The 12393-nt window shown below is 48.4% G+C and carries 12 protein-coding genes; 5 read left to right on the forward strand and 7 right to left on the reverse strand.

Features of this window, described 5'->3' with window-relative positions:
• Positions 1 to 39 precede the first annotated feature (39 nt).
• On the forward strand, positions 40 to 297 hold the full coding sequence (locus tag ACTS3T_RS11565) for a nucleotidyltransferase family protein (RefSeq protein ID WP_462934979.1): 258 nt from the start codon (positions 40 to 42) through the stop codon (positions 295 to 297).
• A 420-nt stretch (positions 298 to 717) separates the two neighbouring features.
• On the opposite strand, the gene ACTS3T_RS11570 is transcribed toward ACTS3T_RS11565, so the two are convergent.
• On the reverse strand, positions 718 to 2169 hold the full coding sequence (locus tag ACTS3T_RS11570; RefSeq protein ID WP_462934980.1) for a DUF6602 domain-containing protein: 1452 nt from the start codon (positions 2167 to 2169) through the stop codon (positions 718 to 720).
• Between the two features lie 294 nt (positions 2170 to 2463).
• Positions 2464 to 2700, reverse strand: a complete 237-nt coding sequence (locus tag ACTS3T_RS11575; protein ID WP_462934981.1) for a helix-turn-helix domain-containing protein — start codon at positions 2698 to 2700, stop codon at positions 2464 to 2466.
• Positions 2701 to 2858: 158 nt separating this feature from the next.
• On the opposite strand from ACTS3T_RS11575, the gene ACTS3T_RS11580 reads away from it, so the two are divergent.
• Both ACTS3T_RS11580 and ACTS3T_RS11585 read left to right on the forward strand, forming a co-directional pair.
• Positions 2859 to 3164, forward strand: coding sequence for a hypothetical protein (locus tag ACTS3T_RS11580; RefSeq protein ID WP_462934982.1), 306 nt, complete (start codon positions 2859 to 2861; stop codon positions 3162 to 3164).
• Between the two features lie 256 nt (positions 3165 to 3420).
• Positions 3421 to 3885, forward strand: coding sequence for a GNAT family N-acetyltransferase (locus ACTS3T_RS11585; protein WP_462934983.1), 465 nt, complete (start codon positions 3421 to 3423; stop codon positions 3883 to 3885).
• 286 nt (positions 3886 to 4171) lie between these two features.
• Here ACTS3T_RS11585 and ACTS3T_RS11590 read toward each other — a convergent pair whose 3' ends face one another.
• Entirely contained in the window at positions 4172 to 4711 is a 540-nt protein-coding gene (locus tag ACTS3T_RS11590) for a hypothetical protein (protein WP_462934984.1), read from the reverse strand.
• Positions 4712 to 4935: 224 nt separating this feature from the next.
• Between ACTS3T_RS11590 and ACTS3T_RS11595 the strand changes: the two genes are divergently transcribed.
• Complete coding sequence (locus tag ACTS3T_RS11595) at positions 4936 to 6000, forward strand: hypothetical protein (RefSeq protein ID WP_462934985.1); 1065 nt, start codon at positions 4936 to 4938, stop codon at positions 5998 to 6000.
• Between the two features lie 83 nt (positions 6001 to 6083).
• A complete protein-coding gene (locus ACTS3T_RS11600) occupies positions 6084 to 7061 on the forward strand; it encodes a homocysteine S-methyltransferase family protein (protein WP_462934986.1) in 978 nt (325 codons plus the stop codon).
• An 80-nt stretch (positions 7062 to 7141) separates the two neighbouring features.
• Here the strand turns inward: ACTS3T_RS11600 and bchB are convergent, their stop codons facing one another.
• From bchB to ACTS3T_RS11620, 4 genes are all read right to left on the reverse strand, one after another.
• A complete protein-coding gene (gene bchB, locus ACTS3T_RS11605) occupies positions 7142 to 8668 on the reverse strand; it encodes a ferredoxin:protochlorophyllide reductase (ATP-dependent) subunit B (RefSeq protein WP_462934987.1) in 1527 nt (508 codons plus the stop codon).
• Between the two features lie 357 nt (positions 8669 to 9025).
• A complete protein-coding gene (locus tag ACTS3T_RS11610) occupies positions 9026 to 10771 on the reverse strand; it encodes a putative bifunctional diguanylate cyclase/phosphodiesterase (RefSeq protein WP_462934988.1) in 1746 nt (581 codons plus the stop codon).
• 273 nt (positions 10772 to 11044) lie between these two features.
• Positions 11045 to 11761 carry a biliverdin-producing heme oxygenase gene (locus ACTS3T_RS11615; RefSeq protein ID WP_462934989.1) on the reverse strand — a complete coding sequence of 239 codons (717 nt, stop codon included), beginning with the start codon at positions 11759 to 11761 and terminating at the stop codon, positions 11045 to 11047.
• A gap of 373 nt (positions 11762 to 12134) precedes the next feature.
• Positions 12135 to 12386, reverse strand: coding sequence for a TIGR02450 family Trp-rich protein (locus ACTS3T_RS11620; protein WP_462934990.1), 252 nt, complete (start codon positions 12384 to 12386; stop codon positions 12135 to 12137).
• Positions 12387 to 12393: the final 7 nt, after the last annotated feature.

Raw genomic sequence — 12393 nt, forward strand, 5'->3', positions numbered from 1 at the left:
TTGGCGGTCAATCGATTTATTCGTCGCTGAGGGGGTGAGATGAACGGTCATCCTACAGGTCAGCAAAATTTCAATCCCCTGCTAGAGCAGCTCAGGGCGAAAAGGGCGGACATTATGAGTGTGGCGATTAAATATGGCGCTTCTAATATTCGGCTGTTTGGCTCGGTGGCGTGGGGGGAGGCCAATGAGCAGAGTGGTGTTGATTTGCTGGTAGATCTGGAGCCGGAACGGAGTTTGCTCGATACAAGATTTGGAGGATTTGTTGGGGCGATCGGTAGATGTGGTGAAGCTGTATGACTAACAGTGTGCGTTTTGCAAGATGCGGGTGGTGAGTTGGGATGGGCAAAACATTGTGGATGGGGCGCACATTACGCCGTTTTCGTAGTTTCACAATGATTTGTTTGTGAATGGTATTGCGCTCTGCAAGAACCACCATTGAGCGTTTGATCGGGGGTGTTTTGGTATTGATAATGATTATCGAATTGTGATTCCGCGCGATCGGTTCACTGAGAAGCCAGCGGTAGAGAGCCGAGCAATGATGAAGTTTACAGGAGAAGATATTTCACTGCCAAAGCATGCTAATTTCATTCCTAGCTTAGATGGAATTAGATAGCACCGCAGAAACAATATGATTACAAGCAATAAATATTAAGACAATCGATTATCCTTGGAATTTTGTTTCGATTTGTAGATAAGCATATGAGCTGACAACAATTTTTATGTGGGTTCATAGTTGCCTTCTATCCAATAGGGAAATTCGCCTTTTGTAATAATCGTGTCTTTTTCACCTTTCAAAGAAAGATTCTGTTCTACAGACACAATTAACCTAAGAATTTCTTCCTTACTCGGATCTATTGCCAATGCACTGATGTAAACATCTTTTGCTTGAGAATCTAATCCTATATGGCTATATGCCATTCCTAATAAGACAAGCGCATCCTGGTACTGTGGCCTTAGTTTCAGGGCTTTGATTAGAACACGCTCCATTTCTTGTACATTTTCAACATTACCAACAGTCCCTAAATGCATTTTTGCGAAGGCAAAACAGTAGTAAAGTTCCGGTTTTGCAGGATTAAGCCTGATTGCATGTTCGAAATCTATCAAAGACTTTTCTATTAGTGCTCTACCATCATGTGATTTGCTCACTTCCTCTCCACTTTCTCTAGCAAGTTCTAGGTATGCCCGTCCTCGTTGCTCGAACAGTCTATAGTTATACTTAAACGGTATATACGTATCAATTACTTTGTTTGTATATTCCAAAACAGCATCGTATTTTCCTACATCGAAATTTTCTGAAGAAACCTTAAACAGAAAAGAAGATAATTGACGCGAATCTTGAAGAGCTAGAGAAAATGATTCTATGGCTCCAGAGTAATCTCCTCTTTGATGTTTTTTAAGGCCAGCCTCTAAAAATACACTTTCGCTGATTCCGACTTCAATTTTCTTGATGAAGTCTCGATGGTATACAATCCTTCTATTTTCATTCTCGTCAATAGTGTATTTTCCAAAAGGAGCTGATGAGTTTTTCTTGTTGATTGTATTGATGATTCCAGACAAGAAAAAACCCACCTCGAAATCGCCTTCTTGTGGCTCAAATAAATACCATGTAATCGAACTTCTGTCCCTAACACTAAACCAATAACCTTGCCCCATAACACATAGAACATCTATTAGCGGATCGCTTGAAAAACTATCATCATATTCGATATATCTCTGAAATTCTGTTTTATCTTTCAAGTCACTATTGAATGCGAAGTATACAGTGACTGGCCTAGTAGAAGAAAGGGGTTTAAGACTTCTAAGGCGTTTGAATTTCTCTAAAGTACCTTTTATTTCTTGAGCATTAGAAGTTGTTTTCACTTCAAATGCATAGGCACAGCTTTCGACCGGATAACATCCCTCATTAATATTGAAAAGGATTGGAGGGATAGATGCTTGATTGTATATCAACAAATCAATTTCAGAGGAAGTATTTCCTGAGTGATCAAGAATTTCACCACTTCCTACTTCCCAGCCAAAAGGAAGATAATTCGACAATAGCTTACCGAGACCGATTTCTCTGTAGCTTCCTCGTAGACCTTTATGCTTAATATTTTCGATTTCTTCAGATGTAGAGACCAAACACTTTATATCTTTCTTTAGCCTCTCTGCATATACGGGATGTACCATTTATTTGAAAGTCATCTCAAGTATCTTCAGATCTGAATTCTAAAGCAAACCTTAAATTGCTTGCATCCTTTTCATGTCAAGGGTTTTGGCCTCTAGAAACAGCATCAAGCAGTTTTCCTGAAAGTCTTACCCGATGGGGGTTTAAGCAACTTGAGAAATCAGCTCTCAAGGTCGAGATTGTATTGGTCAGAGTCATACTTGGTTCAAGCTTTTAACTCCCTTTCTTGCTCTACTTGCTCGTGCCATTAGGGAACTAGCTTTTTAAGGTTTTCACACAATAAAATATTAGCTCACCTATTCTTCGCCATTCATGTAGAGTTGTTTGAACCTTACGGCGGCATCGGGGCGGAGCTGCTCTAGAGCCTTAACGATATTAAGGACAGTCTCGGAATTAGGATCGCGTACTTCATTGACCCAACGGTATACATTCGATCGCCCGACTCCTAGCGTGTTGGCTAGTTGAGTCTGGCTGATGCTGTAATCCTCCAGCACTTGCTTTAACACTCGTCCCGCTTTTCCCATGACATTCATCGTGTCAGAGGATCATCAACGGGTAAAGAAAATGAGTCCCTATGGACTACAAAATATGCCATAATGTTCAAAAGTTGTAGTCCACTTCGGCGACAACCGCTTGCACTCCTCAAGAGTGCTTCTTTTACGTCCGTCTGTAGTCCATTAAGGTGACAGCCATGCAAACTCACGCCTTCCTCCCCACCACCTCCCAATCCCCCGAAACCGTCAGTCTCGAAATCTCCCTCAAACTCCACAACTACCCCAAGCCAGACCGAGAACCCGTCAAACTCCTCGTCATTGGCTCCAAAGCCGCCGTCAGTGCCATTATTTACAGCCTCCACACCCACCGCTTCGCTGAAGTCTTCAAATGGACTGACTTTCTCCCCGCCCCCACCGCCGAGCGCCCCCTCCAAAGCCAACCGGGTGAAGTCATGAAAGTATTAGTGAAGTATGTTCAAAGTCAGTTCGGTGAGGTGATGTAGACGCGCAGCGGCTTCCCGTAGGGTAGGTGTTAGTGAAGTATGTACTGAGAAAAGATCTTTTAATATCAGGACTTACGCAAGGCAAGCTCTATTCTTAAGGCATGAGCTTTAGAAATTGAACTATTGTCAGTACTTCCTGAGCAGTCCGCTCAACTACACCCTGACGAACTTAGCGAATCACCTAGATAGGATCAGTCTAGAGTCATTGAAGAGCGTTAAGTCCGCTAAGTCGCCCTTTGAAGTTGGGGTTTATCCAATGAAACAATGGCAAATTTGCGAAGATGATTTAACTGGCGAAAAGATTGCTAATTTGCTGCGAGAGCATCTTAAACACATGCATGAGATTACACCGCCTGAAAGTGTTCATGCGCTTGATTTAGCGGCTCTGCGATCGCCCGATATTACCTTTTGGACGGTTTGGGAAGCAGGCGAATTACTAGGATGCGGTGCTTTAAAGGAACTGACTGCCAGCAAGGGTGAGATTAAATCAATGCGTACGGCTACCGGGCATCGACGCCGAGGTGTCGCCGCTAAGCTGCTAGCGCACATCATTAACGTAGCCAAGCAACGGGCTTATAATTCTCTCTATCTAGAAACCGGAGCGTTGCCTGAGTTTGCGCCAGCACGGGCTTTGTACAGTCGGTATGGGTTTGAGTATTGTGAACCCTTTGCTGACTATACAGATGACCCCAACAGCGTATTTATGACCAAGCAACTCTAAGCGCAACTCGTTTTATAGCTTTTGTGCCGTTGTTTTCCGGCAAGCTGAAGCATTCTATGAGGTTTCCCATGGAGATTCCTGAGACGTTCGCTTATATCGTGCTGATTTTGGCTGCTTTTGCGGTCATTGCGCTGTTTGCTATTTAGGGTAGGGTAAGGGGTTAGACGGAAAAAGAGACTAGAGGTGGACTGAAGGGTCTCTCTAGCCTCACTTTTCAGGTTGAGGGGTTATTGGGTCATTACCTGTCCGCTTGAAGCCGACGTACACATGGCAGGGTTTGACAGCCTTACTGGGGGGTGTAGCGATACCAGTTTTGTACCCGGTTCTCACTCAAAATGGCTTCTGCCATTTCAATTTCTTGCGTAGTGCCTTCGGCTAAAACCAAATAATCTCCCGCATCAACTCGGCTGTTGTAGTAATTTGCCTTGTCTTCCGGCACACCCCAGCCAATTAAAGCCCCAATCAGACCGCCGCCTGCAGCACCAATCCCAGCCCCTAGCAGAGTATTGGCTAAAACAACGCCTAACTCTAGCGCGGGGCCAACGCCGGGTATGGCCAGCACGCCTAGACCGCCGACGAGTCCCATAATGCCACCTGTCGCCGTTCCGGCGACAGCGCCTGCTTTAGCACCACCTGCGGCTTGCTCGTCTTTGCCCTTGACTTCGGTGCCCGCCATGGCAGGCGCAGAAGCAGCGCGATCGGTATCTGTGACAACTGAGATTTTATCCATGTTGAAGCCCGCATCGCGTAGCTTGACCAAAGCGGCTTCGGCAGTCGCGCGATCGGGGAAAAGTCCAATTGCCCGCTGAGTTTCGCCAACATACATAGCGTTTCTCTCCGAGTGAGCCAGCTTTGAGGCTGGCAGTACGCTTTCATAATGGCGATCGCCTGCGGTAGATGCTTCAGTCGCACGGGAGAACTCTTTTGTAAATCAGCCGTTTGCGTCTATCGCTAGACTATGCCTTTAGAAAGAACCCGGCAGGCCGACGGCTCAAATTCTTGGCATAATGAGTCCTGACGTGGGTGCTGAGCGTTATTGGCAAAATTTGTATGGCTCTTCCCTTTGACAGTGAAGCGGCGCAAAAGCGTATCGACCGATTTTGGCAGCTCTCAGCCAGCTTTGGTATGGAGCGCAATGCTTACCATAACTATCTCAACGAAATTGTCAGCGATCGCTATGCGCTGGTCAACGGCTTACAACTACTGCGCGACGAACTACAGTTTGCCGCCTCTAGCCCCACTGATATGAACGTGTGCGGAGCCGACTTGAGCTTGCCCAGCGTGGTGACAACGCTGGCTTATACTAACTGCGGCGATCGCATTCACCAAGGAGAAGCCACCAAGCGCTATCGGGATGTGGTGGCCTCTCGCTTTGCCACGCTGTCTGAAATTGGCGAACTCAAGCTAGAAGCCTTTTTCCCGGCTGGGGGCGGTACCGATAATGGCGCTACCCTGGCTCATGTGACGGTGGCTCATCAGCTAGATAACCCGCTCCGACAACGCCTCTATGCTGGTCACCCGCAGTCTATGGTTTTGGTAGCAATTGACCTCAAAACCCATGTGGGTCGCCTGGAAGAAGGGGGACAGCGCATTTATGGTAAAACTCGCGAATCCCCCTGGCGAGAACCACGGGCTGCTTGTGGGGCGATCGCTGGAGCGCTGAGCCATTACCATCCTCACAACCTGATTCATCGCCGCATTCGCGACGATTTAGGCGAGCAAAATTTTCAGTACCTTTCAACCCACCAGATATTTACCGACGACGGCATTGACATCACTCTGGCCGTAGCCGCCGCTGTCGTGGCTATTCGCGGCATCCGCAACACCGCCATGGCGCTCACCCAAGAACTCGACGAACGCGGTTTGGCACATCTCACTGCCAGTACCACGGTTAATCGTCCGTCGCGCGATGATTTGGTGATTTATTTAGCCAGGGCTACCGTTTTTAATGGCAAAGTGCGCATCCAAAGCTTAGGCACTAAGGCCAGCAAGTACAGCGGTAAGCTGATTAAATACGCCGGAGAAAAACGCCTGCAATTGATGTACGACAACCTTGACCCAGAAAATTTACCGATTGAAGAAATTCCTTACAAGGTACAGCCGTCGCAGGTGTAATCCCGCTTTTTTCTCCATTGCTTTCTAAAGTGAAACCTATTCGCAGGTTATCCAGCCTGCCATGGAGCTAGGAGGCTTTGGAAATGGCAAAGTACAGAGAACACTTGCCGCAATTGCAGAATACTTTTATCAGCGATGGTGGCTTGGAAACCACGCTGATTTTTCATCACGGGTTAGAGCTACCCGATTTTGCTGCGTTTGATTTGCTCAAAACTGCAGCGGGATATCAAATTCTTTACGATTACTGCCGCAGCTATGCTGAGTTAGCTCGCGCGTATCAGGTAGGTTTGATTTTAGATAGCGTTACCTGGCGGGCTAATCCCGATTGGGGCACGCGATTGGGGTACGACGCGTTGGCCTTGGCTACAGTCAACCAGCAAGCGATCGCCTTATTGCAGACTATTCGCCGCGAATATGAAACGGCCACTAGCCCGATTGTGATTAGTGGTTGTTTGGGGCCACGCGGCGATGGCTACAATCCAGCCATTTTGATGAGTGCTGCCGAAGCAGCTCAGTATCACCAGCGGCAAATTTTAGACTTCAAAGCGGCTGAAGCTGATTTAATAACGGCCTATACGTTAAATTACTCGGCTGAAGCGATTGGCATTACCCAAGCGGCTCAGGCGGCTGACATACCCGTAGCCATTTCTTTTACGGTAGAAACTGACGGTTGTTTGCCCACAGGCCAAACGCTGAAGCAGGCCATTTTAGAGGTGGATGCAGCTACCGATGCCGCCCCAGCCTATTACCTGATTAACTGCGCCCATCCGACTCACTTTGCTACCGCGATCGCCGTAGACGAACCCTGGCGCGATCGTATTCGCGGCATTCGCGCCAATGCTTCGCGCCGCAGCCATACAGAATTAGATGAGGCTGACGATCTCGATGACGGTAACCCGGCAGAACTGGGGCAGCAATACCGCGAACTCAGACGCAAACTACCGCAGCTCACCATTTTAGGAGGCTGCTGCGGTACCGACTATCGCCATATTGCCGCTATTTGTCAGGCTTGCTTACCTGCGGCCTGGGCGCAGCTTTCGCCCAAACTGCTCAAGCTGTAAGCGATCGCCGCTTACAGGAGCCAACAGCCGCGAAACACAGGTTAACAACCTTTACCCCGCGGCTGTTGATGACCGATTGCCTAAGCCCCGACCGCTTCTTTAGCGGCATATAGCACTTCGGCACTAATTTCAGCAATGCCGCGATCGCGAGCAAACTTCTCGGTATTGCGCTTGACCTTACCCCGGACAAAGCCTGGAATTTTGTTTAGCTCCGTCAACCCATCTTTTGTCCAGCCCAAGTCGGAGTCGGCTGACATGGTTTTGGTAATCACTTCTTTGGTGTCGTGGCCACCAAAAATTTCTAACAGGTGATCTTCCATACCCAGGGTAAAGGAGTTGTAAATTAGGTCTACTACCTGGTTAGCACCTTCGTAACCCAAAAAGGGACGGTACCCCACTGGAAAATTTTGGACGTGGATCGGTGCAGCAATCACACCGCAGGGAATATCCAGCCGCTTACCGACGTGTCGCTCCATCTGAGTGCCAAAAATGGCCGCTGGTTCTAACCGAGCGATCGCATCGCCAATTTCACCATGATCTTCGCTCATCAGCACTTCGTCACAGTATTCGCCCACTTCCTGCTTAAACCACTCGGCATCATATTTGCAGTAAGAGCCAGCCAGTACCACCCGAATACCCATTTCCCGCGCCAAAATCTTGGTGATAGCAGCCGCATGCGTGCTATCGCCAAAGACCACACACTTTTTACCCGTCAGGTTTTGGCAATCAATTGAGCGCGAAAACCAGGCGGCCTGAGAAGCAAAGCGGGTTTGCTCATCGATAAACCCTTCATAGTCAACGGCGGCACCTTGGGCGTTCAAGATTTTTTGCACAGCGCGAATACAGCGAGCCGTTTCGACAATTCCCATCGGCGTAATGTCTACATAGGGCATGTCAAACTCAGCTTCGAGGTATTTAGCCGTAGCTGGCCCAATTTCTCGATAGGGAATCAGGTTAAACCAAGCGCGGGGTAAATTTTTGAGCTGGTGAACCGAAGCCCCGTCTGGAATGACGGCGTTGACTTCAATGCCCAAATCCGCCATCAGCCGCCGCAGTTCTTTGACATCGTGGTTGTTGTGAAAGCCCAGCGTTGTAATGCCAATGATATTGACCGAAGGGTTTGCGGTTTTAGCCGTAGGCAGTTCACCTTTTTTACCCGCTTTATTCAGGTAATAGGCCACAATTTGCTGCAGCGTGCGATCGGCAGCTTGCAGCTCGTTGACGCGGTAGTGGTTGACATCGGCTAGCATGACGTCGCCTTGGGCGTCTAGCTGTGCCCGCTCGACAAAATTTTGCAGGTCTTCTTGCAAAATGCTAGAGGTGCAGGTTGGCGTCAACACAATTAGATCCGGATGTTCTTCCTGGTCTTTGCGGGTGATGTTGTTGACCACCTTTTCTTGCGAACCGCGAGCTAACACGTTGCGATCGACGACGCTGGCTGTCACTGGCGTAAAGTCGCGCTCTCGCGACAGCATCGATCGCATGACGTTAAAGTAATCGTCTCCGAGCGGCGCATGCATGATCGCATGCACATTTTTGAAAGAACTGGCAATGCGAAGGGTGCCGATGTGGGCGGGGCCTGCATACATCCAATAAGCCAGTTTCATATAGCGTTCTCCCTATCCGGTAGTCTCTGATGACGATTTGCGTTGAAAACTTTTGATCACATGGGTAGATCTGGCTCAATCACACCAGCTTGAGCGCTGGAACTTAGACCTACCGCTGCTGAAGCTTAAACATCGCTTCTGATTGTCCTCAAAGATCTGGCTTTTGTGAACCGCCACAGCAATCGCCATAGCCACTCGGTGGCGGCCACTCAGTCGGCAAAAGCCTTGCCTTCAGGGCTATTCAGCGATCGCTACGCTTGATAACCCCTCAGACAATTGACATGTTTCTTGATTGTTTGTTGCAATTGGTTGCAGAGAGCGAGGATTAAACCCATCTCTGAATTTAGCTTTTGCCCATCAGCACAAACTATAGCTCAGTTGCGCTGCGGCTGACGCTGGGGCTGACGTTGGGGAAGCGCTTTGCTGCTGCAACAGTTGCTCTAGGTCAGCAGCGGCCAGTGGCGGGCTGAAATAGAACCCCTGAATGCTGAGGTTATTGCCCTGAGCGGTGCGGAGAAATTCAACTTGGCTAGACGTTTCGACCCCTTCAGCCACCAAATCAAGCTTAAGACTGCCAGCTAGCGCCATAATCGCTTCCACTAAAGCAACCCCATCAGCGCTACTATCGGCAGCTTGAATAAACGAGCGATCGATTTTGAGAATATCAAAAGGAAACTTTCTCAAGTAGCTGAGAGAAGAATAGCCAGTACCAAAATCATCTAGAGCCAATGAAACCCCTAGCTGATGCAGCTCTTGCAAAAGATGAAGGGTTTGGGCTGCGTTTTCCATGGCTAGGCTTTCGGTCACTTCTAGCTCTAGGTAGCGAGCGTCTAGGCCAGTTTGCTCTAGCGCTGTCCGTATTTGCTGTACCAGATCTGATTGCTGAAACTGTAGTGGTGACAAATTGATAGCCATGCGAATCGGCGGCAGTCCGGCCTGTTGCCAAGCCTTATTTTGAGCGCAGGCGGTTTGTAAAACCCACTGCCCCAACGGCACGATTAAACCCGTAGATTCAGCAATGGGAATGAACTGGCTAGGTGAAACGGAGCCTAGCTCAGGGTGTTGCCAGCGCAAAAGGCACTCAACCCCAATCATGTTGCCGCTGCGGAGGTCAATTTGAGGCTGGTAGTGGAGGTGGAGTTGTTCGTTTGCAACCGCCTGACGCAGTTCGTTTTCTAAATACAAATGCTCCTGAAGTCGCAGGGTCATATCGGCGGCGTAAAACTCAAAGCAGTTGTTACCTTGCTGTTTAGCCCGGTGGAGCGCAACGCCAGCATGGGAGAGAACTTGCTCGGCACAGTCATCCTGCTGAGACTGGAAGGCAACCCCCATGCAAGCTGTCAGGTGAAACGTTTCTTGCTCGATTTGATAGGGTTCTAGCAGCGTATTGAGCAAGTCATGGGTGAGCTGAATGGCTGCTGAGTAGGAGGCTGGCGATAGCGACTGGGCGATCGCAAATTCATTGTGATTGAGCTGAGCAACAAACCCACTCTCGCCACAAAAGTGGCGAGAGCGCTGCGCCACAGCCCGGAGAACGCTATCTTCTAGCTGACTACCCTTGATACTGCTGAGCGTTTGCAAGCCATTGAAGTGAATCAGAAAAACAGCCTGAGCAAACGGCTGAGACGATCCTTTGCTAAAGCTTTGGCTCAGGTGTTTTTGCAACAGCGATCGCTTCGGCAAGCCCGTTAAGTTGTCGTAGTTGGCCAAATACAAGAGCAAATCATCTAACTTGCGAACCACCTGACTGGCATTGGCCATCAACACACCCGCATCATCTTCAAACTGAGTTGGCAAACAGGGAATTTCTCGATAAGCCCAGTAGCGTTTGAGCGATCGCGCCGTTAGGCTAACGGGCATTAACAGATTGTGTAAAATAAATAACGTCGCTAGCGTGCCACCCAGCGTAGCAATCAAGGCAATACCGAGGATATGCAGCTTAGTCTCTAGCAAAAAAGCAGACGAGTGAACTAAATAAAACAGCAGCACCAACAGCGGAATATGGGTGCCCACGAAAGCCACAACCATGATTTTGCTTTCGTAGCGTTTGAGGAGTTTAACGCGGTCAAGCCAGGTATAGAGCCACAAATTGTGTTTTTGCATTGCGAAGGGGAGTGAAGGTTCTGCGCCCCAAGCTACGGCCAAACGAGCCGCCTGCAATAGTTATAAACACTCAGGGCTTTTTGTATAATATAAAACTCAAAATATAACTAACTCGTAGAAAGGCGGAACTTGCCCTGCTAAATAAATAGACAAGGCGGTTAGTCTCCGTATTTTTAGTGATGCCAAAAAAAGTGCTCTGGTTTTGCCCAAAAAAAAGCACCCGCAAGGGTGCTTAAGTGAACACAAAGAGCCAGTTGTTAGCACTTTAGAAACTTAGTCAGCCGTAGCTAACTCGGTGCTACCGCGACGGCGATTGCGAGTTAGCGTGTTAAACAGCATTTGGCCAATTGCCTTAATCAAATTACCTTCAAGCTCTTGGAACATTTGCATATTGATGCCAAAAGCGTCGTTGGCTTCTTCGACAATGCGATCAGCCATCGCTTCATCGACAGGCGCTTCATCTAAAGAAGCGCGGTAAGTCTGCTTGAAAGCTTTTTCGTCTTGAATCTCGTCAAACTCGTAGAAGGCTGTCCCTTCCCCTTCACTCAGGTTCATAGCCCGCTGAGCAATGCCCTTGAGAATTTGTCCACCGGAGAGGTCACCCAGGTAACGGGTGTAAGAATGCCCCACTAGCAACTCAGGCTGAGTGTTAGAAATTTCGCGAATGCGCTCAACATAGGCTTGACCAGCCGCAGACGGGCTGACCTGCTCGCGCCAGTTAGCGCCATAGTAATAAGCTAGGTCGGTTTCTAGCGTGGCTTTGCGGTGCAGCTCCGGAAAATAAATCTTCGAGACAACGGGATGCTGGCGATGGCGCTCTAGCTCTTCTTCCATCGCGGTATAGACAAAATAGAAGTTGGCGACTAGCTTGCGGTAGGAGTTTTTCTCAACGACTCCCCTCAAGAAGCACCGGACAAAACCGACGTTCTCTGCCATTGTGTGAGCTTTTTTGGTGCCCTCACGAAGTTTGGTTGCTAAATTGCTGCTCATGCTAAACGTCTCGCTAAATTACCTAAACTCTTAGAGAATGATGTCGGCGTTAACTTTCTAAACAAACCTATTTTTTGCCATGTTTGTTAAGGTAAACCCTTTTGATGAGAGTTTTCATTAAAAAATTTTACGGAACTTGACCCTAAGCGTTGCTGCCAAGATTGGCAGCTTTGGCAATGAGGGCTTTGCTGAGAAAAACGCGGCTTCTATCAGCAGAAGACCCTACCGATTGCAGGCAAACACTCTGTAAAACGAGTCGCTAAAATGCAAACGTTTGTAACAATTTAAGGGGCATAGCCAAAGGCAAAAGCAGCAGGAAAGTTTTTTGCCAGCGGCTTCTGCCTGCAGTGTCTCAGAGCCGATGACTAAAGCTCTAGATTTTTAACTCTTCGGTTGCCATTTCCTGCAAGGATTGCCAACCAGCCTGCCAGAGGTTGCGATTTTTCAAAAGTTTGGCATTAAGCCAAAAGCGGACGTCGGGGTCACAAGAAGCTACCATTTCGGCAAAAACCCATGCACCTTGATTTTTGCGGTTCACGACTTGAAAATGTCGCCAGCCAGAAACCTGTTGTTGGGCTGTCCATTTGGAACCGACGAGGTGAGGGAATTTTTGTTTCTTGGTCATAAGCCGT

This window comes from Almyronema sp., assembly GCF_052168255.1.
In the GTDB taxonomy this organism is placed as follows: Bacteria; Cyanobacteriota; Cyanobacteriia; order Phormidesmidales; family Phormidesmidaceae; genus Sphaerothrix; species Sphaerothrix epifaneia.